This window comes from Streptoverticillium olivoreticuli subsp. olivoreticuli (genome assembly GCF_003391135.1).
GTDB classification, from domain to species: Bacteria; Actinomycetota; Actinomycetes; order Streptomycetales; family Streptomycetaceae; genus Streptomyces; species Streptomyces blastmyceticus.
Genome location: NZ_CP031455.1, coordinates 661,955 through 687,729, shown reverse-complemented (window position 1 = coordinate 687,729; position 25,775 = coordinate 661,955). Strand labels below are relative to the sequence as shown.

The following is a 25,775-nucleotide window of genomic DNA, read 5'->3' as shown; positions in this document are numbered from 1 at the left end:
GCATGCAGGAGTTCTACGCCCGGGATGCCTCGGCGCGTGCGTCGTGGCGGCTGGCAGTGCTGATGGGGGCCAACTCCCGCACGTACAAATTCGCCCTTGGTCAAGTCCTGCTTGATTTTGGGCGGCGTGGAGAGGAAACAGTCCCGCTGGCCGAGTTCGCCGCCGCCTACAGCCTGGGCATGGTGCGCCACTTGGCCCGGCTCCCGCAGGCGCCGCAGGCTGCGAAGTTGGGCGAGAAGGACTTCCTCACCGTCGCCATGCAGGAGAGCGCGGCGACGCTGGAGACCGGCCGCCCCACTGAGCGGCTGGCGGCAGCCGCGGTGCGTTCGATGCCGGCCATGGTGATGCAGAAGTTTCACAACCTGCGCGGCGACACTGCGGTACCCCACACCTTCTATGAGCTGACCGGGACAGGGCGGCAGTCCGCGGTGCGTCTGACCCCCGACCTGGTCCGGTTGGCAGGGTCGGAGCAGGCCGCAGGTTTGGCTGCCGAGTTGGGCGCGCGCTGGAGCATTGTGGAGAGTTCCTTCGCGGCGGGCATCGGTCGCAGCCTCATCGAGGAGGGCGTCACGGTCGACTGGGACACCCTCAGGATTACTGACAAGCGCCGCCGCCGCTCGGTGACCGGCATTGTCGAGGCCACGGTTGGCTTCCAGCACGGGCGCTGCCTGATCTGTGATGACGTCCTGGACCCGAGCGATGCCATAGCCGTCGACCACGTCTTCCCGTTCTCCCTGATGCGCCGCTTCGGCAGCGTCGGCTCCTGGCACGGCCCGGATCTGGACGCGCTGTGGAACCTCGCCCCTGCGCACGCCGCCTGCAACGGAGCCAAGAGCGACCGGCTGCCCGCTCAGGCCGAACTCGCCCGCCTGGCCGCCCGCAACGAGGCAATCATGCAGTCCCCGCATCCACTGCGCCGCACTCTTCAGCTCAGCCTGAAGAGTGCCTTGCCCGGCCGGAATGTGTCCTCGTGGCCGGAATTCCTGGCTGCAGTGCAGACGGCTGTCTGAAGCGGGCTCCCGTCGCGGAAGGAAATGACTCCCTGCCGGCCATCGGGGATCCTTCATGTACGGGTAGCCGCTGCTCAAGGTGCTCAGGGGCCGGTTCGCCGGGGCCGGCGCAGACGGCGCCGAGGCGACGCGCCGCTCTGTGGCACGAGCAGCGTCGCGGCCCGCTCCCCGATCCAGTGGCCGAGCGCCCGGTAGGCGTCGAACCGCCGGTTGTCGAACCACTGGTCGCTGGTGCCGTCGTGCGGGAACTCCTGGTCGGCCTGGGCGTAGGCGAGGAGCTCGTAGGGCATCTCGGGGGTCAGTGCCGCCCGGGCGACGATCAGCCGTCCCTCGGTGCCGAGCATCCGGCCCTTCTCGTCCACCAGTTCGCGCGGGTAGGTGATCGTGCCCTCGACCACCGCCGCGGCCGAGAGCCGGGTGTTGAGCGTGGCCAGCGGGTTCTGCGGCGTGAGGGGGGCCGCGCTGCCGGGGACGAGCTTCTCCCAGTCCCCGCGCGCGATCGTGACCTCGACGCCGAGCTCCTCCTGGGCCAGGGCGATGGCCTCGCCCAGAGCGGCGGCGAAGGCCCCGGAACCTCCGCTGGCGTCGACGCACACGGCGGTGGTGACGCCGTGCCGGAGCAGTTCGACCAGGCCGAGGTTCTCGTAGTGGCCGCCGTCGGTGACCAGCAGCATCCGGTCGTCCATCGGGTAGCGGCCGGAGACCTCCCGCAGCAGGTAGGGCAGGCGGCGGATGCCCGGCATCGGAGGCAGTCCCCAGTCTGGGTGCTCGCTCCAAAGGGCGCTCAGCACGCCGGGGTTGGGGAGCCAGGTGCCGAGCCGGGCGTTGGAGAGTGCGAAAAGCGTCTGGAAGGCGCGTGACTGGCGTCCCATGGCCGAGGCGAAGGCCGCGCCGGAGACGGCGACGGCGGATTCGACGGTGAGATCCTTGCGGATGACCGGCCTGGTGCGGCTGCACAGGAGGTCCGTGCGGGCGTACCCGACGTCCGGGCCGCCGACGTAGTCGTGCGAGAGCGTGAACGACGCCGCGTGCCGCCCCGGCGGCGTCCGGTCGTTGCCGGACAGGTTGGCTGCCGCGGCGAAGACGACCTGGGGGAAGCCGTCGTGCCGCCTGTCGTACCAGGGGAGCGGTGTCGGCTCGTCGAACCGGTAGGGGACCGCGATCTGTTCGCCGTCCCGGCAGATCCTGCGGCGGACGGCGAACGCGGAGGCCAGCCGGGCACGGTAGAAGGGGTGCAGGCTCATCCATGTCTGGTCGAGGCTCAGCACGACCAGCCCGAGGCCGGCGAGAAGGGCGATCTGGCAGGGCAGGGGCCAGGTCCACCCGGTGGCGGTCGCCCAGCCCAGGACGAGCAGGGAGGCCGCCGTCACCACCAGGAGGACCGCCCATACCAGCAGGTACTTGGAGAACCCGTTGGGCACGGCACGCACCAACCGGGAGCGCGCGGCGGAGCCGACCGCGTGCTGGACGGCCTCGATGCGCCGCCACGTGGTGCTGACCAGCACGGTCACATAGGTGAGCAGCGCGGCGGCACCGGCGCTCGCCCCGGTCTCCGGGGCATGCACCTTCCATACCTGCGGTGTCGCCCACGCCAGGCCGGGGATGACGACCACCACGACGCCCAGCAGCAGGACCGCCACCACGAACGTGCGGAAGACCGCCTTCAGAGTGCCCGACAGACGCTGCCTGGCGAGGCACAGGGACACCAGCCAGAGGAACCAGAGCAGGGCTGCGAGACCGGCCAGGACCAGGACGGCCCCCAGAGCGGGCCCCCGGAAGGCCAGGTGCCGGGGCAGTGGGGTCAGGCTCGTCAGCGGAACGAGGTGGTAACCCCAGCTCAGGGCGAGCCCCAGGGCCAGCAGAGTGGCGGTCAGCAGGCTCAGGGAGGCCAGCAGGCCCCGCAGCACGGCGCCCAGGGCGGCCAGCCACTGGCCGGCGCCTTCCGCGACGTACTTCGAGTGCCGGCGGGTGTGGTCCTCCTCCGGCGTGCCGGGCATGAAGACGTCATCGGGGCAGGCCCCGTACCGGTCCTTCCCGCACCGGTCCTTCCCGGCCAGCGCGAGCTGGAGGGCTCCCGTCGTGTAACCACCGCCTGAGACCGATACCAGGTAGCGGGCCCGGCACAGGTGGGGGCGGAGGGCCTGCAGAGCGCCCAGTGTGACGCAGGCCGAGCGGATGCCGCCGCCCGAGACGCAGAAGCCGAGCCCGCCCTGTTCCCGGCCGGGCGGCACCCGGCTGCCGTTCTCCCATCGCGCCTGCGGGGAGCGGGGAGGGTCCTTGCGCACCGCTGCCGGCCAGCGGCGTCCGTCCGGCTGCAGCACGGGCCAGGGCGGGACGACGTCGGGCCCCCGGGGACCGGGGCCGGCCCTGCCGCCTCCGCGTTTCCCCTCGCATCCGCACGTCTCGGCGTAGTCGTGTCCGTGCCGGGCCCAGCCGTGGAACACGGCCCGTTTGAGGACGATCGCGACCACGAGCGCCGCGACGGGCACGGTGAGGACGAGCAGCAGCCACTTGACCGTCGCCAGGCCCGTGGCCACCGCGAACGGCCAGCCCGCACCGCCGAGTCCGTGGAGAAGCAGCAGCTTCTCCGCCACGGCGCACCCGCACGCGGCAAGGACGCCGGCGATCCCGTACCGGACGAGACAGCGGTGTCTCATGCGCACCGCGATCGTGCGGCTGCTCAGCCAGAACACGAGCACCGTGCTGAGCGTGTACGCCCCGATGAGGAAGAAGTCGGCCGTCAGCGCCTTCCGGAAGTCGGCGGTGCGGTCTCCGACCAGGGCGTGTGCCGCATGCGCGCTGCCCGCCAGTTGCAGCCCCACGTCATCGACAGCGGGGGCATTGTGGCGGATCCAGAGCCCCGCGGCGAAGATGACGGCTGCCAGGCCGGCCAGCATGATGCCGCCCACGCGCGACAGACGCGGAGGGTCGTGCGTCTCCCGGCACGAGTGGTGCGTTGCTCGTCCCATCACCCACCTCCGGACTCACCGCGCGGCTCCCGCGGCGGTCCACGGGGCGAAGGCGTTGTCCACCGACCGCAGGGACGCACGCAGCCCCGGGAAGTGCCGCAGCAGCACGCTGGTCATGCTGTTGTTCTCGATCCAGTCCAGACCGGTCTGTGTGTACACCTGGGGTGTGTAGTCCCTGGTGAGGAACCGGTCGCTGTTGAGACGGCGGGATGCCATCAGGACGAAGATGCGGAAGGCCGTGTCGCTGAACGCGAAGCCCCGCGGCAGGGGTTCGGCGAACATGCCCACCGACAGGTCGACGCGCTCGATGTCCCCGTCGTAGACACGGCGCAGTTCCTCGGCCCAGACGGGATTGTCCGTGAGGGTGTCGAAGTCCTCGGCCGGGAGGAGGTGGAGCTGCCGCCGGAACTCGTTGTAGCGGGGAACGCCGACCTCGCGCGAGCGCAGGATGTCGACAGCCCCGAGGTCCATGAGCTTGCCGTCCGGACGCTGGAACTCCTGCAGGAAGCGTGGGTAGTTGTGCAGGGTGACCAGGCCCGGGTGCGAGGTGCCGAAGGAGTACAGGATGTCGGTCAGGGTGTGCTTGCCGAGGATGTCGTAGGCGTTCCGCCCCGTCAGTTCCCGGAAGGTGGTCTCCTGCAGCAGCGAGTCGTCCGAGGCCGACCGGAAGCTCCAGTCGTCGGGGATGAGGGGATGCATGCGGTAGACGGCGACGAACTCCTCGGTGAGCGAGTACGGGACGCCGAAGTGGTCGGTGTCCCCGCCCACGATGCCGCTGAGCACCTCGCTCTTGCCGATGCGTCCGAGCAGCTTGTGTACGCGCTTGCCCAGGAGGCCGTACCAGTTGGCGTGCAGGGCCGTGACGGTCGTGGGATGGCTGATGACGGCGGGGGTCCACTCCACGGTGTGGATCTTGGCGATGAGTGCCGCGTCGATCAGCCGTGCCCGCTGGAAGAGCTCCTCGTCGGACCACGCGGGGTACGTGTCGTGCAACGTGTCGCAGATGGCGTTGTGCTCGAGGAGGAACACCATGTGCATCATGGCGAGTCCCAGCCAGAAGCCGGGAACGCCCGCCGGGTCCTTGTCGGGGTCGTCCGGGAACAGCGGGCCGTTGGGGACCCGGAGCCTGCCGCCCTGGCCGGTGCGCAGCGACCGCTGCTCGTCGAGGGTGTTGCCGTACAGCTGGGAGGCGTCCCACCAGGGCGAGTTGTCGTTGAGGAACGTCTGTGGCAGGCCGTCGTCCCCGTCGGGGCGAGTGGGGTCCGGGATCGTTCGCGGCACGACCATCGGGGGTGCGGGCCACGGGTCGTCGGAAGCCAGGCCGATGTGCCAGGGACGGTTCATGGTGCCCTGCCCGTGGCTGACCCAGTCCTTGATCATGAACTGCAGCCAGGCGGCGACCAGGGTGTTGACGGACTCGGCGGGGATGAACTCGCGCCGGGTCAGCAGGGCCCTGCTGACCTCACGGGGGCTCGGGGAGAGGATCCCCGGCTCGGTTTCGGGGAAGGCCCGGTCCGGTGGCACGTTGCGGCCGAAGCGCGAACGGGCCATGCCCATGCGTGGGTCCGCCAGGTCGTTGTACGTCCCGTCGGCCGTGCGCCCGGTGAGGTCCTGCGCGTCCGGCGGAGCGACGTCCGGCAGGTTGCACGACGGGTAGGAGCCGGTGTCGAAGAGGTTCTTGCGGCGCAGGTTGTCCCGTAGCCCGATGAGGGTCAGCAGGCCGAGTGGCTTGGGCAGGTTCTGCCAGCCGACCTTCTGGTCGACGGCGACTGCCAGCCTGTCGTGCAGCTGCACGAACCACGGGGCCGTGCCGTGTGGTGCTGTGCTCATGAAGAGACTCCTTCCGGCGTCCCGTCCAGGGGAGTTCGGCAGGACGGCGCCGACGACGGCAGTCGCGCATGCGGCACGGGGGCAGGCATTCGCGGTCGGCGCAGGCGGCCGACAGGGCGTCGCTCGCGTGGCTGGGGGTGCCGGTCCGCAGCGCCTGGTCGAGCCCGTCCGCATCCGCGGGGCGCCGATGACCCCAGTGCGCACCTCGAACGTGCGCAGGCTGTTCGGGGTCCGCGCCCAGTCGGGCGGGACATCGCTCGCGGGGTCGGCAGTGCCACTGCGCCGTTCACCAGTCGGATTCCGGCCAGGGAATGACGCGCGGCTGTCCGCGCGTCCATCTCAGTGCCCCTTCCCGGGGACATCCAGGGCATATTGCGCCCTTGATTCGACGATATGGGAAGTGCTGCCGATGCGCGCGCCGGGACCGTGCGGCGGCCGCGGTTCTCGTTGGACGCAGCCCATGATCGCGTCGTTGAGCCTGCGGGCCGTTCACCGCGGTCCGCCCTCGGGTGCGGCTGTGCAGAGCCGGTGCAGCGCCCTTATGGCCATCGTATTTCGGCCCCTATCCCTCCGGCATCCCGGCCTCTCCCCGCATTCGACATCGGCGACGCGCACAGCGCACGATGGACGGGGGAAAGCCGTCAAGGGTGGCTGAATCGTGAACTACGCCATGAGACATCCCAAAGGCAAAGTCGCACCGCGGAGCGGCCCGCGCCTGGTCCGCCCATGGCGTTATGTTTCCCGCGCGGCCGATGCCGTCGGGCGGTTCTTCCGGACGCTACGGGTCCGTTCGGCGGCCCGCCCCCAGGTGGTCCTGCCCCGGCGCTGGTGGACGAAGCCGTCGACGACGGCGTTCGTGCAGCGCCTCTCCTGGCTGGCGCTCCCGATCACCGCGCTCTGGGTCGGGTCGGGGGTCTACGAGATCGTCACCAAGGAGCAGTCACCCGTCGAGAAGTGGTGCCAGCAGTCCCACAGCTCCGGTTGCGCCGTGACCTATGGGTTCCTGGCGCCGTTCCTGACCATCGGGCTGGCGACGTTCATCTTTCTGAGCGTGCAGTACCTCTCGGTCCGCAGGCCGTTGAGCAGGACGGCCAGGAAGAATCCCCGCAGTCTGGTGCCGACGGCCGGGCCGACGATCAAGGACGTGGTCGGACGGAAGGAAATGTGCCTGGTCCTTTCCCGGGCACTGCGCGACCGGCGCACCCGGCGGCCCTATCTGCTGGTCGGCGGTGTGGGGGCCGGAAAGACCTCGGTGCTCGTGGAGCTCACGCAGATGCTGGCCAAGAAGGGTGCCATCCCCGTTCCGGTCCGGCTGCGGGACGCGGACATGGACCGCTCGCGGCTGGACTTCCGCGAGTTGGGCATGAAGCGCTTCTGCGAGGAAGTGGACCACGGCGTGCTGTCCGGTCGGCAGGCCGAAAGGGTGTGGCGGCAACTGTGCATGGACGACAAGGCCGTCATCCTCGCGGACGGTCTCGAGGAGACGTTCACCGAGGGCGAGAAGCAGAAGGAACGGGACGTCCTCATCCGTAAGGCGATCGAGCGGGCGGAGCGGCAGAAGCTCCCCCTGGTGATCGCCTCCCGTCCGCATCCGCCGCTGCAGCAGACCCAGGCCGCTGTCATCGACCTGGAACCCCTCAGCGAGGAAGCGGCGCTGGAATACCTGGAGAAGGACCGCACGGATCCCGATCCCCATCGGATGTCCTGGATCGTCGAGACGGCGGCCGTGTCCGAAGCCCCGTTGTATCTGCAGATCGCGCACGAGCTGCAGGACCATCACCTCCTGGAGCACCTGACCGGCATCAGCCGCAGCGGGGAACTGGACACCCGGAGCGCCGACCGGGCGGAGCTGCATCTGCGCCTGCTCGACACCTGGCGAGAGGCCTTGATCTCAGGGCGCATCCACGGCGAGATCGCGCTGCCCTCCGACAAGCGCGAGGCGACCATCGAAGTCATCTCCGCCCTGGCCGGAATAGGGCTGCTCCAGGACCGGCTCGAAGTCGCATTCGACGCATTGATCGGAGTCGGCCCGGACGATGCCGGCCCGGACGCGGCGCGGGCATGGGGCCATGTGCCCACTGCGGCACCGGCTTTCCCCGGCATCTGGAAGCGGCTCACGGAGCGGCTGCCGGAATGCCCCGGCCTGACGGACATGCACCGTTGCCGCACGCTCCTGTCCTTGTGCGCCACCCAGGGCGAACAACTCGGCCTGGTGGAGGTCCGGGGCGAACGGGTCCGCTTCCCGCACAGCATCCTCCAGGCCTACCTCGGATCCGGCTACGTCGGCGTCTCGGTGACCGCCTCCCTCCAGGAACCCGGCCCCGGCCGTGAACTCCTCGTCGCGCTGGTCCTCAATTCCCGTAAGGAGGATTCCCGGAAGGAGGCGGAGAACCGGCATGAAGCCGTCGTCCAGCGGCTTCGCGAAGCGGCGGAGAAACGCACCGATGCCAAGGCGCTCGACCTGTACGCCGCCGCCCTCGACATCGACAGTGCCACAGGAGCATCCGCACACCAGGAGATCGTCACGTCCCTGCGCGACCGGTGGCAGTACATCGCCGGCGGCGACCGGAGAACTCTCCAGGGAGCGAAAGAGGACGTCGTGCACCGGGTCGGAGACGTCCTCCGCGCGATCGGCGCACGATCCGAGAAGCAGCCCGACGGCCCGGCCCCGGCCTACGCACCGTTCTTCGAAATCGCGGAGAACGAGCCCTCGTACCCCATCAGGCTCGCCATCGCGCAGGAGATAGGGGCGGGAGGCGACAACGCCTTCGATGTCCTGCGCACCATGTTCCCGCTCCCCGAGAATGGCCCGCCCGAGGAGAACGACCCCTGGGTGCAGTACGAGACGGCACTCCGCGAACAGCTGCATGCCGAGCACCGGACCCGCGAGGAGGACCTCCGCAGCCCGGTCTCCGGCGACCAGGCGCACAAGCAGTACAAGGAGCACAAGAAGGAGAGCGACGAGCAACGGTCGCGGATCTGGCGGCGGTTCACCATGCGCGCCTGGCTCGTCCCCATGATGGTGGGCTCGGTCGGGGACAAGCACCGGAACCAGGCGAAGGAGCGGCTCCGCCTCTGGCTCGCTCATCTGGAGCCGGAGCACTCCGCCTCGCAGCGGGCGGATCTGCCGCTCTCCCTGGAGATCGCCCTGGCCCAGGGCTTCAAGAGCGCCGCCAACCGCAGGGAGCGGCATCCGCACACCCACGAGGAGCCCCGGGAGTACCTGGTCGAAGAGGCGGAGGCCATGCTGACCCACGCCCGTTTCTGGTACTCCCAGCTGACGCTCATTCACGCCCTGTGTCTGTGGGAGCTGAGGGACGGAACGAGCCGCCCGTCGGCGAAGGCCGACCCCACGCAGTCGGTGAAGCGCTGGCTGGCGCTCGCAGGCAGCAAGCAGGATCCGGTCGCCCGGCATCCGGACGACCGGACCCGCAGGGGAGAGCGGCTGCACCCCTTCGTCGCCGAGGCGGCCGGCCTCGCGGTGCTCGCCCTGGAGAGCGGGCACCCCGAACGGTTCATCTGGATCGACGAGATGGGGGTGATGAACAACATCGGTTCCTCGCCCGCCGACCCCGGCGTCTACCGCAGGCACACACTCTGGATTCCTCCGTCGGTGGGGTGGAGCACCCTGCACCCCCGTGCTCAGCAGTTGCTCGCGGATGTGCTTCTGTTGCTGAACCTTGTGCAGCGGAGTGGCCGTCCGGAGGAGCTGGAGGCGCGTCTGGCCCGTGCGGACCGGTGTGTTCTGCCGCCGTGCCTCGACAGGGACCGGGAGCCGCTCCGTCCCCGCCGGACGGTGGGTATGGCCGAGGACGCGCCACCGGGAAGCACCTGTGCGCGGGACTGCCCCTTCGAGTTGTGCCCCTACCCCGCCATGGGAGAGCAGCCGCGAGCCGAGATGCGGGAGGCGTTCTGCCGGCAGCAGCAGGCGCTGCTGCGCCCCTATCGCCGCGTGGGCGTCATGGGACCGCTGTCCTGGATGCGGCGCAGGCGAGCACCCTGGCACCGCATGACGTGCAGCGAGCTGCACCGCTTCTGGGAGGACATGGCGGCCCGGTCGCGGACACCGTCGTCCTGATCCCCCTGGGGCCCGGGCCCGCGGCGGCATGAGTCGCGCGGCTCGATCGGGGGCCTGTTTCCGCTGATGAAGCGCCTTCTTAAAGGACTCTTAGCAGAGCTTGAGATACATGGTCGGAGATATCCCTCGGGGCTGGTCATCACCGGGATCCGCGGGATGCGCCGCATTGCCCCGCCCTCAGATACCAGCGCTATCCGGAGTACACACGATGACATATCCCAATACCGAAACTCCCCGTGCTGAGGGCCGCCGCGGTGGCTCCCGTACCAAGCGCTGGATCTTTGTGTCAGCTGTGATTGCCGTGCTCGGGCTGGCTGCGTGGCCGGTGCTCGACTACGCCGGGGTGTTCTCCGACAAGGGCGATCCCATCAGCTTCGGCCAGGAGGACAAGTCGGGCGGGACGGGCAGTGGCAAGGTGTCCCTGCCGACGGGTCCGGAGGCGAAGTTCACCGTCTCGGGAACGGTGCCGGAAGACGGCAGCAAGATCGCGGTCACCGAGTACGCGGGAAAGAAGTCCGGGTTCAAGGGAAAGGTGTGGGTCTGGGTCCCGCCGCAGTACAAGGATCCCAAGTACGCGAAGAGCGGGTTCCCTGTGATGATCGCGCTGCCCGGTGGCGCCGGGTACCCGAACAACTACTGGATGGGCACCGACCTCAAGCTCGAGGCGAGCATCTCCAAGTGGTCGCAGGAGGGCAAGAGCCTGCCGTTCATCGTGGTCATGCCGGTGCTCAACCCCGAGGACCACGACAAGGACGCCAAGGATCCCAAGGCGGGGCAGTACTGGGACGGCAGTGACATCCCCGGCCAGCCGAAAATGGGTACCTGGCTGACCGAGGACGTCCCGGACCTGGTCAAGGAGAACTTCCGCACGATCGACTCCCGCGACGGCTGGGCCTTCATGGGATCCTCCACCGGCGGTTTCGCGGGCCTGAAGTCCGTGCTGCAGAAGCCCGACAAATTCAAGGCCGTCATCGCCTCGGGGCCGGACATCGTCCCGGACTCCCGCCTGTGGGCCGGCCACGGCAAGGAGAAGGCAGCCAACAATCCGAAGGTGCTCGCCCCCGAACTGATCCAGGCCGGGCACCCGGACGTCTACCTCGCCTTCCAGGTCGGCACCAAGGAAACCTCCGCCATGCCCCCGATCGAGGACTTCGTGAAGCAGTACACCAAGGGCCCGATCCACACCAAGCTGAGTGTCATAGAGGGCGGCAGCCACAACGCGAAGACGTATGTGCCGAACATGGAGACGGGTGGCCTGATCCAATGGATCAGCGAGCACATGCAGGGCCCCGTCCCCTCCTCATGACTCTCGGTCCAAGGCTTTGGCGAGCAATACGGCGAGGTCGGCTGCCCGGTCCCGGGTGGCCGTGTCGAGCGGATCGGGGTTCGAGGCCGCCTCCAGGATCAGGGCCGCTGCCTGCACGAGGGCGGCGGGGAGCTGCACGTCCTGGACGGCGGCGATGAGTGCGGCCGCCTGGTCGGCCGGCGAGGTGGCCTCTGAGCGGATGATGGCCCCGACGCCTTTGCCCAAGGGGCGGGGACGGGCCGGTGATGCGGTTGTTGTCGTCACGGGGGAAGTGTGACGCACGCGCGTTTCCCGAGACCGGGTGAGGGCGTGTCCAGTGGTTCGGCGGCGGGTCCATCGGACCCGCCGTTGTCCGTGGTCTCCGTGTGGCCTGACGGGGTCAGGCGTGGTCGGGCTTGCGGGCTTCGACGAGGGTCCTGGAGGAGTGGGCGGTGAACGAGCCTTCGGCCTCGATCTTCTCGTGCAGCTCGCGCAGGCGGTCGCGGTACTGGTCGACGGTGAAGCCGGGCACCGTCCAGAGCACCTTGCGGAGGAAGTAGACGACGGCGCCGATGTCGAAGAACTCCATCCGCAGCCGTTCCGTGCGCATGTCCACGATCTCCAGGCCGGCGGCCTTCGCCGCGGCACTCTCTTCATCGGGGTGGCGCTTGCGGCGCGCCTCGGGCTGCGGCCCCAGGAAGTACTCCACCAGCTCCCACACACTGGCGGGCCCGACGTGCTGAGCGAAGTACGTCCCACCGGGCCGCAGCACCCGGGCGATCTCCTCCCACCACACGGTGGCGGGATGGCGGCTGGTCACCAGGTCGAAGGCCCCGTCGGCGAACGGCAGCGGCGGCTCGTCCGGGTCGGCGACGACCACCACCCCGAGCGGGTGCAGCAGCGTGGTCGCCTTGGCCACGTTGGGAGGCCAGGACTCCGTGGCGGCCATCGTGGGCGGCAGCTTCTCCGCCCCGGCCAGAACCTCACCACCGCCGGTCTGAATGTCCAGCGCCGCCGACACCGCCGCCAGTCGTCGGCTCATCGACCGCTGGTAGCCCCACGAGGGGCGTTCCTCGGTGGCCCGGCCCTCCAGCCAGGAGAAGTCCCAGCCGTCCACGGACACCGACTCGGCCCCGGCAACAAGATCTTGAAAAGAACGTGACATACCTGCATTGTTACGTCCAAGGTCATCTGAAGCGCGCGATTATTCCTGCCGCAGCGAGGCGCGGCCGCACCGTACGGGCCTACGGCCGTGGCCTGGCCGTCGGGGCGACCACGGCCCCGGGCCCCCGCGCGGCAGACGTCGTGCGGGGCGAACGCTTCCGTAAGGCGGGGGACGAGGCCCCGGGCCCGCTTCTCGGTACGCGGTTCGGCCTTCCAGCCGGGCAGGAGCATCGCAGTAGATGTGCACCGGTTCGGGAAGCGCTCGCCCGGGGCCGGAGTCGATGTGCACGAGAACGAGAATGGGAGGCACCCCGGCATCGTCCCGTCGGCCGGGCGAGGGCGGGCCTTGCGCTCGTCACCGCTCCGGACATGATCGGCCGGACAGGTCCCGGACGGGCGAGCCCCTGCCTGCGCAGGGGTGGGAGTCACAGGCGGGCAGCGAAAGTCTCGACCAGGCGTTCCAGTTCCGCGACGGCCTCCTCGGGCGGGAGGGCCCTCACCAGGGCGCCGAGACGCTGTGCCTGCGCGGTGGTGGACATGTATCCGATCAGCAGGGCCGGCAGGACCATGCGGCGGCCCAGGAGTTCGGGGGCGGAGACCGCGTGCGGGCGGCGGACGACGGCGACGTTGACGCGGATGGCGTGTTCGTTGCCCCAGGTCACGTCGGGCCTGTCGGTCTCGATCGCCGCGTAGCGGAAGCCGTCGGCCTGATCGCACGGTCCGCAGCCGACGGGGCCCCGGCCGAGTGGGTTGTGGCAGCGGGGGCATTCGAGCCGGTCCAGGGCCGCGTCGACGATCCGCCAGTCGTGCCGGTCCGGCTCGTCGGCCACCATCGCCGCCAGCTCCCGCTCTTCCCGCCGGTCCTGAGCTCCATCCGGGTCCCACTCCTGGAGGAAGCGCGCCCACTGGGTCTCGATGATGCCGTCGACCAGGTACCGGCACTCCGTGCAGTCCGGTGCGCCGGAGTACTGAAACCCTGTGCACTGCGGGCAGCGGTGCAGGCGTGCTCCCACCCGCGGCCTGTCCAATGCGGGTCTGGGTCTGAGACTGTCCATGGTGTTCCCGATTCTCTCTCACACGGCAGAGGCGTCAACGGACGCCCCCGGGGGCCTGGGGCAGGTCCGGGAGTCGGTGGAGTCCGAGCCGATCGATCCGGCGTCACGTCACGGTGCCGGCGGTGGTGCGGGGGCGGTGCCGGTGAGGACCTGGTCCTGGTGCGGCAGTACCAGGTCTCTCCAGGCCGCTTCAGTGCCGGCGCGGGCGGTGTCGTCGTAGAACCCGGCGTGGGTGAGCCTCAGCCGGGTCCCTGCCGTGAGCGGGGTGAGCTCGACGGTCACCACTGTCTCCGCCCCCGCCGTGCCTCCCCGGCCGGTGACCCAGGTCAGTTCGATCAGCTGGTCGGGCTCCAGCCGCAGGAAGCGGCCGTAGTGCGGGTGGCGGGTCTTGGGGGTGCCCGGCTCCATCGCGTACTCGGTCTCGAAGAAGAACGGCACATTCACCCGGGGCGTCATCACGACCGCTCCCGGCGCGGCGAACCAGCGGTCGAACTGTTCCGTCCACGCCACATAAAGGGTGTGCGGATCTGCCCGCATCTCGCGCTCGATGACCAGATGGTGGGGACGGTCCGACAGATCCGGGACGCGGAAGGGTCTGCTGCTCATGGAGGTTCTCCACTCTGCACGAAGGGCCAGGACTGCGATCACCGTAAATGTCCAAGGCCCCAGCGGATTGCAGGCGTTCTCCCCGGCACCCGTTGATCCACCGGACAGCCCCGAGGCCGCCGCCGGCTCGGGGCCTCGTCATCGGGGATGTCCGGGAGACGAGATGGTGGGCTGTCATGCGGCGCGCGGGCGGACCCGTTCCAGTAGGGCGTCCTCCAGTTGCCGCAAGGGGAAACCGGCGTCCTCGGCGGCGAGGACGAGTCCGCCCCGGATGCCGGCCATGAGCACCAGGCGGTCGCCCTCGGGGTCGGGTGAGCCGATGCGCATCAGGGCGTCGTCCAGGGCTTGGAGCAGGTCGGCGGAGTCGATGTCCGCTCCGGCCGCGCGCAGGACGTCCCTGGCCTGCGGGTCGGCGAGCAGCGCGGAGACCGCGCGCCCTTCGTCGATTTCCTCGGGGGAGGTGTCCAGTCCCAGGAGAGCCGAGCGGACGAGCAGTCGCAGTGTGGTGTCCGGATCGTCGTCCTGGTGGGCGGCGAGTGCGGCGCGGGTGCGTTCCCGCCAGCCGTCCGCGACATCGATCAGCAGGCCGGACTTACTGCCGAAGTAGCGCGAGGGCAGTCCGTCGGCCACCCCCGCGCGGGCCGCGACCTGGCGGAGCGTGGTGGCGTGGTACCCCTGCTCGGCCATCAGCAGGACGGCGGCCCGGCGGATACGGGCCCGGGTGGCGTCCCGGACAGCGGCGGAGGCCTCGGGAGTGCGGGGCATCAGGGGTTCCTTCCTCATCGGTACGGTCCGGCCTCTCGGCAGTGGCCGATGTTTACATTGAACGGTGGTTCAATGTAAACATGCCGACGAACATACCCGCACCACTACCGCCGCCCGTTGAGGTCATCCGGTCGCAGGACTGGTACGGCCAGGACATCTCCGGCCGCCGCTACACCCGCTGCGCGTTCATCGATGTCGACATGACGGAGGTGGTGAACGAGGGCGCGGTCTTCGACCACTGCACCTTCAGGGGGGTGCGTTTCAACGTCTCGCGGCACTCAGGTGCCGCCTTCACCAACTGCACCTTCAGCCACTGCGTCTTCTTCGATGCTCAGTTCACCGACTGCAAACTCGTGGGCAGTCTGTTCCAGCAGTGCACGTTCAGTCTCTTCAAGGTCAGCGGCGGTGACTGGTCGTTCGCCGGTCTGCCGGGTGCTGATCTGCGCCGGGCCTCCTTGCGGTCCGTGCGGATGCGGGAGGCCGATCTCACTGGTGCGCGGCTGGAGGACGCCGACGTCACCGACGTCGACCTGTCGGGAGCGCAATTGCACAGCGCGAACTTCATCCGCTGTGACCTGCGAGGCAGCGACCTCTCCTCACTCGACCCCCTCACAGCCGAGCTCGGGAAAGCCACGGTCAGTCTGGAACAGGCTGCCGTCCTCGTCGCCGCACTGGGGCTCAACGTAGCCTGAGCCCGGCAGCGCGACAGCGCGGACCCGGATCCGCCCTGGTTCGTGGACGTCGATGCCTTCCCAGCGTGTGGATCCATCTCCAGTACTTGTGCCGTCGTACCACTCTCACCGCGCCGCAGCGGCCGCAGCCGAATGCCGGGGAAGAGTTCGCGCGTGGGAGCTTCGTGTACGGCGGACCACACATAGCCCGGCAGTTGCCCGCTCGTCCGGCACCAGCCCGGGACGGTGGCTGGCCGCCCATGGGGGGCCAGGGTGGGGAGGACGAGGGTGTCGCCGCTCTGGAGAAAGGCATCGCACGCCTTCAGTTGCGGGCGCAGGTCCTTACTTGCCGGACTTCTCGTCCTCTCGTCGGCGCTTTGTCATACGGCAGACCGTTTGGCGCGTGGTTCGGCAACTCACGTCAGCCGCAGGCCCCTGTTTCGCAGTAGGGCGTGAACTGAGGGACGGCTCCTCTCTGCGCGCCCCCTCCGCACGCTCCGAGCCGTTGCGCAGTAGTGGTGCGAGGTTCAGCATTTCGGGAGCGGAAGGGGCCGGGGCAAGTGTGATCGGCGCCGACGGAGTTGTCCTGACTGCCTGATGCAGGGGGGTTCATGAGCGTTTCTCTGTCGAAGGAGAACGTGTTGCCGAGCGGGTCGGCGGCCGGTCTGGCCGCGGTGACGGTCGGTCTTGGATGGGGGGTGGGTGCTACGGCGGGGGTGGACTGCGATCTGGATATCTCCGCTGTGCTGTGTGACCGGTCCGGCAGGGTGCTCTCCGACCGGCACTTCGTGTTCTACAACAACCTTCGCAGCCCTGAGGGTTCGGTCCAGCACATCGGTGACTGCATCACCGGCGGTGGTGACGGCTGCGACGACGAGCAGATCCTGATCCAGCTTTCCACGCTGCCGACCGAGGTGGACAGGATCGCGCTTCTGGTGTCCATCTATGAGGCCGATGAGTGCGGGAAAACCTTCGGGCAGGTGTCCGGAGCCTTCGTTCGTGTCGTGAATCAGGCGGGTGGTCATGAGATCGCCCGCTGCGATCTCACGCAGGCCGCCCCCACGGAAGCGGCCGTGGTGTTCGGAGAGATCTTCCGGAGCGGAACGGAGTGGGAATACCGCACTGTCGGGCGAGGGTATTCGTCGGGCCTGTCCGGAATCATCAGGGATTTCGGTGTGTGCGTCTGAGTGGTGAGAAGCCTGCCTACCGGCCGACCAGAATGCAAGCAGGGCCTCGGTCGTTCTCGGGGTCGTCGCGGGGCGGAACAACGTTGGCGCTCGTTGTCGTCGACGTCGTTCCGCCCCGCCTCCGCGTTCTCACGGCCCCATGCCGGCGAGAGGTGCGGACCTGGGCTTGCTTGCCGGCTTGAAGGGCGTGCGAAAGGCATTGGGCGCCGTTCCGTCGCAGCTCGCGCTGTGCCGCATGTCCCGTGCATTCACTGTGACTTCGATGCATTCCAGTACCTGCGGGGGGATTTCGATTCAGGCCGGGGGAGAATGTTCGACTGGATGCGGTGGAACGGGAGTCTCGGCTTCCAGTGTGGCATTTTACTTGCATGCACTGTCGGGTATTCTTATACTCTGAGCTGACCGCATTTCATCTTGCGCTGTTGCCCGGACGGCGAGCGGTAGTCGACCGCTTTCGCCCCTCTGATTCTCGAGCCCTGTCATCGCCTTGGCTCCTTCCATCACCTGAGATCTTGCCTGTCGGCAAGCGGTGGCCCGTCGGTGCGGACACAGTGCTGTGCCGCGCCCTCGAAGGCTTTTTATTCACGCCCTTTGATGGATAGCCCCGGATCTTTTGCTGCATATCCGCTGGCTCAGAGGCGATCGCAAGGAAGGACAGTGGGCCATGTCATGGGAATACCGGCGCAGGGATAAAACACCTTCCTCGCGCACGCCGGCACCCTCGTCGTCGGCCGAGATGGGCGGCAGCCTGTGGAGCTACCTCATGCACAGCCGCAGTCATCCCAGGGGAAGCACCTTCAAGGATCCCCAGCACAGCCGGCTGTCCAAGGGCCACCCGGTGGTCTCGCTCGCCGATCACGGTGCGACAGCCGGCACTCTGCGCGTGAACCTGACCTGGCAGGCGCCCTCGGCCGAATTCCTTCCGGAGCGGGCACCCCTGCTCCCGTGGCGGGCGAAGCAGCCTGCTCCCTGGCAACAGGCACAGGGTCCGGTCATGGTGACCGTGGACTTGGACCTGGCCTGTATGTATGAACTGGCCGACGGGCAGAAAGGCGTGGTCCAGCCACTCGGTGACCTCTGCGGCAACCTCCACCGCCCGCCGTACATCACGCTGGGCGACGACAACCGGTTCGGTGCCGCGTCGGGTGAAACCCTCTACATCAACCTGGACAAGGCCGACCAGTTCAAACGCCTGCTGATCTTCGCCTACATCTACAGCGGTGCACCCGCCTTCAGCCGGGTGCACGCCGCCGTCACTCTCCACCCGCCGACGGGACAACGTCTGGTGGTCGAGCTCCACGAACAAGACCCCCACGCCCGCTCCTGCGCGGTGGCGCTGATCGAGAACCGTGACGGACAACTGACCATGCGCCGCGAGGCGCGCTACGTCTACGGGTACCAGGCAGACCTCGACCGACTGTACGGGTGGGGTCTGCGGTGGGGCCGAGGCCACAAAGCGACGGACTGAACGACAGGCTGTTGCCGCCACCGGAACGCGCCGCACAGGTGGGGCGACATCACGTGAACCGCCAGAGACAGCGGGAAAAGGTGCCAGATGTCGACAGCACCCGGCTCGGAGTCCAACACCACTTCGTACCTGTCCGACGTGCAGAACCGACCTCCCCGCACGCACACATGGCGGGCCCGGCCTGTCACCTGGCGCACCTATCTGCGTGCGATCGGCCCCGGACTGGTCGCCGGTGCCTCGGATACCGATCCGACTACGGTGGCGACCATAGCCGTCATCGGAGCGGACACCGTCTACGGCATGGGCTGGTGTGTCCTGCTGCTGTTCCCGGTCATCGCTGTGATCCAGTCGGTTGCCACCCGGGTCGGAATGGCCAGCCGGCTGGATCTGCAGGAAGCGGTCACAGTGATCCATCGTCCGGCTCTCGGACGATTGCTGCTGGGGTCGATTCTGATAGTCAACATCGTCACCGTCGCTGCGGACCTGGAGGCCGGTGCCACCGCCCTCGGACTCCTCACCGGCCAGGACTGGCACTGGTTCGCGGCCCCCTTGTCCCTGGCGCTGCTGGCAGCGGTGATGCTGCTGGGGTACCACGTGCTCCAGCGGGCCATGAGGTACCTTCTGCTTGTCCTCCTCGCGTACGCCGTGGCCGCGGTACTGGCGCACCCCGACTGGGCAGCGGTGGCCCGCGGCAGTCTCATCCCGCACCTGCGGTGGAACCAGGGCTTTCTCTTCAACGTGCTGTCGTTGATCGGCACCACTGCGACGAGCTACGTCTACGTCTGGCAGACGATTTCCCAGTCCGAGGAGAAGGTCCCCTGGCGGTGGCACCGTGTCCGGCAGTTCGACGCGATGGCGGGCAGTCTCTTCGCCACGGTGGTGTTCTGGTTCATCCTCGTCGCGACGGGAGCCACTCTGGGTGTGCGCGGTCTGAGCATCAACACCGCTCAGGACGCCGCACGATCCTTGCGCCCCGTGGCCGGAGCCTGGGCCAGTGACCTGTTCGCGCTCGGCCTGCTGGCCTCCGCCCTGGTGGCCCTGCCGGTCATCATGGCCACCACGGCCTATGTCACCGGAGCTCACCTGAACTGGCGGCGCGGACTTTCCCTCCGGCCTCGGGAAGCACCGAAGTTCTTCGCCGCGATGGGGGCGTCCGTCGTGGCCGGTCTGGCTGCCACCTATGCCGATCTGTCCCCCATCCAACTCCTTTACTGGGTCGGCGTCGTCGGAGCCATCGGCACCCCCGTCGGCCTGGTGATGCTCCTGCGAGTCGCTTCGCACCCCAAACTGATGAACGGGCGAGTCGTCGGAGTCCCGATGAAGGTTGCCGGATGGGCCATCACCGTGGTGATCACGACGGTCAGCGCACTGGGGCTCTACCAGCTGATCACCACCGGGCCCTGAGAGGCGGCAGAGGCGCGCAGGTCACGGGCCCGCTGCGGCTCGTGATCCGCAGGTGTTCAAGGTGCTCCTAGGCTTCACCGAGCCGGTCGGCGAGCCGGCCCCAAGCCCGCCGATCGACTCATGGTCACGGGGTGATGACAAGACGGCCACCGGGCCTCATGGCGCCCTGTCAGTTGACGCAGGGGATGCCGCCCTCCTTCACCGAATCGCCCGCGAAGTCGCTCGAGGGCGCCGACGAGGAGGAGCTCGACGGGCTGGGGGAGGGGCTCGTGGTGGGGGTGGTGAAGGCCTGGCCCAGGGTGACCTGGACGTGTCCGGCCGGCACCGAGGAACTCGCGGACGGTGCGACGGTCGCGCCCAGCTTGGCCGCGATCTGCTGGGCGGCGGTCTGCGCGCCCTCGCCGTACACGACGGTCGTCGGCTCCTGCGGCGCGGTGTTGGACGCCTGGCCCGCCGTATAGCCCATGGTCACAAGGGCCTTGAGCTCGTCCTCGGCGGCGCCCGTCTTCTCCGAGCCGTTGAGGACGTCCACGGTCGCCGGTGCGGGCTTCGCCGGGGCGGACGACTTCTTGTCGCCCGAGCCGGGCGTGGCGGAGGCATTCTGCCCGCCCATCGTCTTCCGCACGATGGCCTGGATCTTCTCCGGGTCGACGAGCTCCACGTCCTCGCCGTTGCGCATGGCGGACCCCTCGGTCGGCAGGGTGTTGAACTCGACCTTTCCGCCGGTGAGGTTGGTGGCCTGCTGGGCGAAGTCGATGACGTTCAGCTTGCTGTCGATGACCAGGTCCTTCTTCACCACGCCGAACAGGTCCTGCAGCTTGCCCAGGCTGTCGAAGGTGCCCTGGGACTTCAGCTTGTGGGTGACCGAGGAGAGGAACGCCTGCTGACGGTGGGTGCGGTCCAGGTCGCCGCCGTCCAGCCCGTGCCGCTGACGGACGAAGGCCAGCGCCTGCTTGGGGTTCACTTCCTGGAGGCCGGCGGGGAAGTCGGCGCCGGAGTACCGGTCGTGCACCGGGTGCTTCAGACAGACCTGGATCGGCTGGAGCACCTTGGCGATGTCGTAGAAGCCGAGCAGGTTGACCTCTGCGAAGTGGTCGATCGGCACCCCGAGAAAGTTCTGGACGGTCGCCAGCGTCGCCTCCCGGCCCGCCTCCCGGCTCTGCGCCTCCAGGTCGTTGCCCCGGATGCCGTCCGCGTAGAGCTTGTCGTGCGCCGCGGTGTAGGCGTACGAGTACGCCTCCTTGATCTTGTAGTGGCCCTGCGGGGAGCCGTCGCCCTTGTACGTCTGGACGTAGTCGTCCCGCGGTATGGAGAGCGCCTGCACTTTCCCGCCGTCGGCGGGTATGTGCATCAGGATCAAGGTGTTGGTGTTGTAGTACCCGATGTCGCTCGACCCCGCGTGCAGCTGGTCCTGCACGAACTCCTTCGGGAGGTCGTTGCCGTTCATGTCCTTGCGCGAATCAAGGCCTATCAGCAGCAGGTTGACCGAGTTGTCGAGGTGCTTCGGCGCGTTCCGCTTCACCTTGTCGAGGGCGTCGGACGTGTTCAGACCGCCCGTGATCCAGTGGTACGCCGCCCAGGAGACGCCACTGGTCGCCAGCACGGTGGCGGAGGCCAGACCGGCCACGGCCCGCCCGGCGATCACCATCCGGGGCGCCCGCTTGCCGCCGCGGCGCCTGGCCGCCCTGCCACCGGACGCGGCATGGTTACCGCGCCTGCCGCCACTGCTGCGCCCTCCGGCGCCGGGTTCTTCACGCACCGCTCTTCCTCACGCTTCGCCTGGACCGGAACCACCGCACCGCCAGCACGGCGAGCACGGCGGCCTCCGCCGCCGCCATGGCCGGGAAGGCGTCGACGGCCCAGTGCACCGCCCCGGTCGTGAGCCCCTTGCCGTGGGCCCCCGTCCTGCCCGCCAACTGCTCCGAGGCGACTGTGACCGATATCACCACCAGTGGCGGCGCGTACGCCACCCACCACGCGCCCGCACGCGAGCACGTCAGGGCCGCCAGTGCCGACCCGATGACCGCCGTGACCACGAAGGTCCAGCCCAGCGACGAGCCGGCCAGCTCGTCCACGACGGCGCCGAGCACCGGCAGCGCCAGGGCGGGCACGACGGCCCGGCGGCTGCCCGCCCGCGCCTTGCTACTTCGCCGGCCGCGCGTGCCTGCCGCTCTACCTCGCTGTGTGGGCACTCGGCGTCGGGACGTGGCCGGGTCGTGCGAGGGGCCCACACCCTCGCTCGGAGCTGTGGCCCGCCGGCTTTCCGCAGGCATTCCGGGTTGCATAGTTGCGCAATGTAGCAAGCATTCGGGCTAGGCTGCTGCACGGGCGTTCGACAGGATTCCCGGGAACGCGGAAGAGGAAGGGGAGGTGCCGTGCCGGTGACGGCATCAGGGGGCGCGCACGCGGATCCCCCGGCGCAGGTGTTGGACGCGGCGGCCCTGATGTTCGGGCTCCTGGCCTCCCCGCTCCGCCTGCACATCGTGTGGGCGCTCGCCCAGGGCGAGAGCGACGTGACGCAACTGTCACTCCGCGTGGGCGCCCGCGCCCAAGCCGTCAGCCAGCATCTCGCCCGCCTCAAACTCGCCGGAGCCGTCCGCGCCCGCAGTGAGGGCCGCCACCAGATCTACGAGATGGCGGATCCCCGCCTGAGCGCGTCCGCACGGGCGATGCTGGCACTGGCCGCTCAGGATGCGGACGCCGACGGGCTGTCGGCCTGAGCGATCCGGGAGCGTTCGTGTGGGACCTGATCATTGCCGATACGGAAGCTGCCGCAGCCCAGCGTGAACGGGCCGGCCGCGCGCGGTCCGCGGATCGACTGTAAACCTGCCCAAATGCGCTCTGAGACGGGACACTTGGAGCGGGCGATAGGGATTCGGGGGAAGGGAACCGCATGCAGAGTTCGCCGGGCGTACTGCGGAAGGACCACCGCGCGGAAGTCGAGAATCTGGTGCGGCGGGCCGTGGAGGACGAAGCGCGCCGTTCGGGAGGGCGTACGGACGGTGAGGCGCTGATGCGGCGGGCTCTCCGTGAGCTGGATGGCCTGGCGGGCACCGCGGCGGAGGAGTACGCGGCGTATGTGCGGGCCCTGGACGCGGACGCGGCCTCGGTACGGCCTCTGGCCACCCGCCTCTCGCGGGCCTCACTGGGCACCCCCATGGTGGTGACCGCCGTGGCGGCGGTCACGGCCTGCGGAGCGGATCTGGGTTACGGGACCCCCGCAGCTACGGCCGCGGGGGTGGGAGCGATGGTGGCGGTAGCCGGTTCGGCCGCAGCCATCGTGAAGTTGACGGCCGGTCACTGGCCGGCCGCGCACCGGCGTGCGGGCAAACGGGGGCAGCCCGGCGGAGCGGAGCAGTTGCGGCTGCAGTGGCTGACGGCGGTCGACGTACGGGGCATCCGGCCGTACCTGGACCACCAGCGGATGGTCTCGGGCACCACCCGTGTCCGTACCCCGAGGCCGGACAAGCCGGCGGCCACCACGGGACGGGGACCGGCGATCCGCGGGGTGGACCGCAGCGCGGCGGCCCAGCGGCGCAACGCCCTGGAACGGTCCTTCGACCGGCTGCCCGAAGCCGTGGGCCCCTTTGCCGGACGCCACGCACAGCTGAACCACATCGCCCAGTGGGTGCACCAGGCGCGAGCGAATACGGAGACCAAACCGACGGTCGTGGTGCTGCACGGGCCGCCCGGGTCCGGCCGGTCCACGCTCGCGCTGCGGGCCGCCCGCCATCTGCGCGACCAGTTCCGGGGCGCGGGCGCGGTGGACCTGCGCGGGGAGAGCCCGGACGAGCAGCCGATGCCCGCCAGGGACGCGCTGATGCACCTGCTGAACCAGCTGGGCGCACCGCGCGAACAGCTGCTCTTCAGGGAGCGGTCCTCGCAGGAACAGCACTTGAGCCGGCTGTCCGAGCTCTACGAGCAGCATTTCACCGGTCTGCCGGTCATCATCGTGCTGAACGATGCCTCCGACGCCGAGCAGGTCCGCGCGCTGATCCCGCAGGGCTCCGACAGCCTGGTCCTGGTCACCACCCGCAACCCGCTGGTCCTGCCGCCCGACCTGGTGGCCTGGGTGCATGACCTGCCTGTCGGACCTCTGGATACGGCCGGCACGGAAGAACTCCTGCGGACTGTGGCCGGGGAGCCCGAACCGGGTCCCTATGACGCGCCCGCGCTGGCGCGGGTGCAGGAACTGTGCGGCGGCCTGCCGCTGGCGCTCCGGGTTGCCGGTTCGGCTCTGGGGCCGCGCACCATGCGGGTGCTGGGCGCCGAGCTGGCGGCCTCCGGGCAGAGCGACCCGGTCGAGCGGGCGCTGTGGCTTCGCTACCTCGATCAGGACGACGGCGCCCGTCGGCTCCTGCGCCGCCTGGCGCTGGTCGGACGGGCCTCGCTCGGCCCCGCCGCCGCGGCCGCGCTGCTGGCTGCGGACAAGAACGAGGCGGCCGAGGGACTGGCGACGCTGGCGCGGGCCGGCCTGATCGAGCCCGTCCGTGCCAACCGGTACCGCATGCACGACCTGGTGCGTTCCTTCGCACAAGCGCGGCTGCACGACGAGGACGAGCCCGCCGAGCGCACTGCGGCACAGGACCGGCTGATCCTCAGCTACGCGGAACTGGCGGACATCGTGATCAGGATGGTCGACGGGAAAACCTCCACACGGGCCGACATGTTCAGCAAGGGCGCCGCCGGAGTCCACGGCTTCTCCTCACTCGACGCGGCGCTGAGCTGGCTGGACGAGGAGTCGGGCTTCATCACGGCGGCCCTGCGCCATACCGAGGGCTCGGACCAGGCCGCCGTACTCCATCTGCTCGGCGCCCTGTGCGACTACTGCCTGCTGCGCGGTGACCTCCACCGGCTGGGAGAGCTGAACGAGCTGACACAGGCCATGGGCCAAGGGCTGCTGGTACGTTCGGTGCAGTGGCGCACCGGGGTCGCGGCGCGCCAGCTGGGCGAACTGGACAAGTCCCGCGCGACCCTGACCTCGGTCGTCGACCTGTATTTCGACGCCCAGAACCAGACGGGCGCGGCGCGGGCCCTGCGGGACCTGGGCATCACCCTTCACCACCAGGGCCAGCTCACCGAAGCGACAGCAAAGCTGCGTGAGGCACTGGACCTCCAGAGCCCACCCGAGCTGGGCGGAGACAGGGCCTGGACGCTGCACGCATTCGCGGCCGTCGAGCGGGACCGCGGAGAGCTCGACCAGGCCCTCACCTTGCTCAACGACGCCCTGGAACTGCACCACGAAAGCGAGAGCCTGCACGGCCAGGCATGGACACACCTCCAACTCGGCCAGGTACGGCTGTGCACGGCGCAGACAGAACTCGCGGAAAGGGAGCTCGGCCACGCCCTGGAACTGCACCGGCGCACCCAGGACACCCGCGGCCAGGCCTGGGCACTGACCCAGCTCGCCCGCACCGCCCTGATGAACGGCAACGCGACAGCAGCAGCCGACCAGCTGCGGCGGGCGGCCGCCCGGCACCGCGAACACGAGGACGCCCGCGGCGAGGCATGGACGCTGTACCACCTGGGACAAGCACTGGAAGACCTCGGCGACCTGCCGGCGGCGGTACGCGAACTGGAAAAAGCCCGCACCATGTTCAACCGCATGCACGACACCTACGGACTGGCCTGCGCCCGGCACCACTCGGGCCGCGTCAGCCGCGACCAACGGGCCACCCAGACACGATCACTGCGCAACAGCGGCTACGCCCGGCAGCTGGTGCAGGAGGCCAGGACGGACTTCCAGCACGCGGGTGCCCCGCACGGCGAGGCATGGTCCTGCGTGGAACTCGCCGTCATCGACGCGGGCAATGACCGCACCGGACCGGCGATGGACCTGGTGGATCAAGCAATCCGGCTCTTCACCCGCTACGGAGACCAGCGAGGCGCAGCCTGGGCCCGTTTCCTGCGCTGCACCTTGCTGCCGTTCACCTCACCGGGCGGATCGGTGGTCGGATCAGCAGTGGCCGAGGAAGAACTCACACAGCTGCAACAGGAACTACGCGATACCGACTGGCCGGCCGACCCATCACTGGACGAGGCCACAGGGGCGTACACCTTGCAGCTGCAACAGGGAATCGAGCCGGAGACCGGCTGGCGGTCCTGGCAGCTCGGCATGACACCAGGACGCCGGTCCCGCGAGGTCATGGCCGTACTGCCCGACGGTGCGTGAACTGCCAAGGGCACGCGCATTCCGGCGAGTTGCTCGAAGGGCTCGCTCGCCCGTGGGCGGTTGCCCGGGAGCCCGTGCTGCATGCCGGGCGCGAGCCCTGGCCGCCGAGAT

The 25,775-nt window shown here is 69.3% G+C and carries 18 protein-coding genes; 9 read left to right on the top strand and 9 right to left on the bottom strand.

From position 1 onward, the window contains the following. Positions 1 to 2 precede the first annotated feature (2 nt). A complete protein-coding gene (locus DXZ73_RS03100; RefSeq protein ID WP_116209500.1) occupies positions 3 to 1,010 on the top strand; it encodes an HNH endonuclease domain-containing protein in 1,008 nt (335 codons plus the stop codon). A gap of 83 nt (positions 1,011 to 1,093) precedes the next feature. On the opposite strand, the gene DXZ73_RS03095 is transcribed toward DXZ73_RS03100, so the two are convergent. Further along, complete coding sequence (locus DXZ73_RS03095) at positions 1,094 to 3,979, bottom strand: patatin-like phospholipase family protein (protein ID WP_116209499.1); 2,886 nt, start codon at positions 3,977 to 3,979, stop codon at positions 1,094 to 1,096. A 15-nt stretch (positions 3,980 to 3,994) separates the two neighbouring features. Continuing rightward, entirely contained in the window at positions 3,995 to 5,809 is a 1,815-nt protein-coding gene (locus tag DXZ73_RS03090) for a peroxidase family protein (protein ID WP_116209498.1), read from the bottom strand. 808 nt (positions 5,810 to 6,617) lie between these two features. On the opposite strand from DXZ73_RS03090, the gene DXZ73_RS03085 reads away from it, so the two are divergent. Together DXZ73_RS03085 and DXZ73_RS03080 are read left to right on the top strand one after the other, a co-directional pair. Next, complete coding sequence (locus DXZ73_RS03085; protein ID WP_116209497.1) at positions 6,618 to 9,887, top strand: ATP-binding protein; 3,270 nt, start codon at positions 6,618 to 6,620, stop codon at positions 9,885 to 9,887. A gap of 283 nt (positions 9,888 to 10,170) precedes the next feature. Beyond that, a complete protein-coding gene (locus DXZ73_RS03080) occupies positions 10,171 to 11,193 on the top strand; it encodes an alpha/beta hydrolase (RefSeq protein WP_425315814.1) in 1,023 nt (340 codons plus the stop codon). Here the strand turns inward: DXZ73_RS03080 and DXZ73_RS03075 are convergent. From DXZ73_RS03075 to DXZ73_RS03055, 5 genes are all read right to left on the bottom strand, one after another. Then, positions 11,188 to 11,457 (bottom strand): hypothetical protein, encoded by a 270-nt coding sequence (locus DXZ73_RS03075; protein WP_162889995.1) that lies wholly within the window; start codon positions 11,455 to 11,457, stop codon positions 11,188 to 11,190. The two genes, DXZ73_RS03080 and DXZ73_RS03075, sit on opposite strands and share 6 nt — an antisense overlap. A 115-nt stretch (positions 11,458 to 11,572) precedes the next feature. Continuing rightward, on the bottom strand, positions 11,573 to 12,337 hold the full coding sequence (locus tag DXZ73_RS03070; RefSeq protein WP_116209494.1) for a class I SAM-dependent methyltransferase: 765 nt from the start codon (positions 12,335 to 12,337) through the stop codon (positions 11,573 to 11,575). Between the two features lie 424 nt (positions 12,338 to 12,761). Beyond that, the gene (locus tag DXZ73_RS03065) at positions 12,762 to 13,349 is read right to left on the bottom strand and encodes a hypothetical protein (RefSeq protein ID WP_162889874.1); all 588 of its coding nucleotides are present in this window, start codon (positions 13,347 to 13,349) and stop codon (positions 12,762 to 12,764) included. Positions 13,350 to 13,499: 150 nt separating this feature from the next. Beyond that, positions 13,500 to 13,997 (bottom strand): SRPBCC family protein, encoded by a 498-nt coding sequence (locus tag DXZ73_RS03060; protein ID WP_116209492.1) that lies wholly within the window; start codon positions 13,995 to 13,997, stop codon positions 13,500 to 13,502. A gap of 174 nt (positions 13,998 to 14,171) precedes the next feature. Beyond that, positions 14,172 to 14,762, bottom strand: a complete 591-nt coding sequence (locus DXZ73_RS03055; protein ID WP_162889994.1) for a TetR/AcrR family transcriptional regulator — start codon at positions 14,760 to 14,762, stop codon at positions 14,172 to 14,174. A gap of 80 nt (positions 14,763 to 14,842) precedes the next feature. Here DXZ73_RS03055 and DXZ73_RS03050 point away from each other — a divergent pair, with 80 nt between their 5' ends. The 4 genes from DXZ73_RS03050 (at position 14,843) to DXZ73_RS03025 (ending at position 19,492) form a co-directional block, all read left to right on the top strand. Next, positions 14,843 to 15,454, top strand: a complete 612-nt coding sequence (locus DXZ73_RS03050; protein WP_116209490.1) for a pentapeptide repeat-containing protein — start codon at positions 14,843 to 14,845, stop codon at positions 15,452 to 15,454. 590 nt (positions 15,455 to 16,044) lie between these two features. Further along, positions 16,045 to 16,620, top strand: coding sequence for a TerD family protein (locus DXZ73_RS03035; protein WP_116209489.1), 576 nt, complete (start codon positions 16,045 to 16,047; stop codon positions 16,618 to 16,620). Between the two features lie 664 nt (positions 16,621 to 17,284). Continuing rightward, entirely contained in the window at positions 17,285 to 18,088 is an 804-nt protein-coding gene (locus DXZ73_RS03030) for a Tellurium resistance (protein WP_240351115.1), read from the top strand. 87 nt (positions 18,089 to 18,175) lie between these two features. Further along, on the top strand, positions 18,176 to 19,492 hold the full coding sequence (locus tag DXZ73_RS03025; protein WP_116209487.1) for an NRAMP family divalent metal transporter: 1,317 nt from the start codon (positions 18,176 to 18,178) through the stop codon (positions 19,490 to 19,492). A gap of 169 nt (positions 19,493 to 19,661) precedes the next feature. Here DXZ73_RS03025 and DXZ73_RS03020 read toward each other — a convergent pair whose 3' ends face one another. Continuing rightward, positions 19,662 to 21,251, bottom strand: a complete 1,590-nt coding sequence (locus DXZ73_RS03020; protein WP_240351113.1) for an LCP family protein — start codon at positions 21,249 to 21,251, stop codon at positions 19,662 to 19,664. Then, the gene (locus DXZ73_RS03015; protein ID WP_116209485.1) at positions 21,244 to 21,603 is read right to left on the bottom strand and encodes a DUF6542 domain-containing protein; all 360 of its coding nucleotides are present in this window, start codon (positions 21,601 to 21,603) and stop codon (positions 21,244 to 21,246) included. The genes DXZ73_RS03020 and DXZ73_RS03015 overlap by 8 nt, the downstream gene beginning before the upstream one ends. 270 nt (positions 21,604 to 21,873) lie before the next feature. Between DXZ73_RS03015 and DXZ73_RS03010 the strand changes: the two genes are divergently transcribed. Both DXZ73_RS03010 and DXZ73_RS03005 read left to right on the top strand, forming a co-directional pair. Next, positions 21,874 to 22,212, top strand: coding sequence for an ArsR/SmtB family transcription factor (locus DXZ73_RS03010; RefSeq protein WP_240351112.1), 339 nt, complete (start codon positions 21,874 to 21,876; stop codon positions 22,210 to 22,212). Positions 22,213 to 22,385: 173 nt separating this feature from the next. Then, on the top strand, positions 22,386 to 25,664 hold the full coding sequence (locus DXZ73_RS03005; protein ID WP_116209484.1) for a tetratricopeptide repeat protein: 3,279 nt from the start codon (positions 22,386 to 22,388) through the stop codon (positions 25,662 to 25,664). Positions 25,665 to 25,775: the final 111 nt, after the last annotated feature.

Excerpts from the sequence above, each read along its gene's own strand:
- DXZ73_RS03100 (WP_116209500.1), top strand. The coding sequence starts at position 3 with ATGCAGGAGTTCTACGCCCGGGATGCCTCGGCGCGTGCGTCGTGGCGG.
- DXZ73_RS03095 (WP_116209499.1), bottom strand. The coding sequence starts at position 3,979 with ATGGGACGAGCAACGCACCACTCGTGCCGGGAGACGCACGACCCTCCG.
- DXZ73_RS03090 (WP_116209498.1), bottom strand. The coding sequence starts at position 5,809 with ATGAGCACAGCACCACACGGCACGGCCCCGTGGTTCGTGCAGCTGCAC.
- DXZ73_RS03070 (WP_116209494.1), bottom strand. The coding sequence starts at position 12,337 with ATGTCACGTTCTTTTCAAGATCTTGTTGCCGGGGCCGAGTCGGTGTCC.
- DXZ73_RS03060 (WP_116209492.1), bottom strand. The coding sequence starts at position 13,997 with ATGAGCAGCAGACCCTTCCGCGTCCCGGATCTGTCGGACCGTCCCCAC.
- DXZ73_RS03055 (WP_162889994.1), bottom strand. The coding sequence starts at position 14,762 with ATGCCCCGCACTCCCGAGGCCTCCGCCGCTGTCCGGGACGCCACCCGG.
- DXZ73_RS03050 (WP_116209490.1), top strand. The coding sequence starts at position 14,843 with ATGCCGACGAACATACCCGCACCACTACCGCCGCCCGTTGAGGTCATC.
- DXZ73_RS03035 (WP_116209489.1), top strand. The coding sequence starts at position 16,045 with ATGAGCGTTTCTCTGTCGAAGGAGAACGTGTTGCCGAGCGGGTCGGCG.
- DXZ73_RS03030 (WP_240351115.1), top strand. The coding sequence starts at position 17,285 with ATGTCATGGGAATACCGGCGCAGGGATAAAACACCTTCCTCGCGCACG.
- DXZ73_RS03025 (WP_116209487.1), top strand. The coding sequence starts at position 18,176 with ATGTCGACAGCACCCGGCTCGGAGTCCAACACCACTTCGTACCTGTCC.
- DXZ73_RS03005 (WP_116209484.1), top strand. The coding sequence starts at position 22,386 with ATGCAGAGTTCGCCGGGCGTACTGCGGAAGGACCACCGCGCGGAAGTC.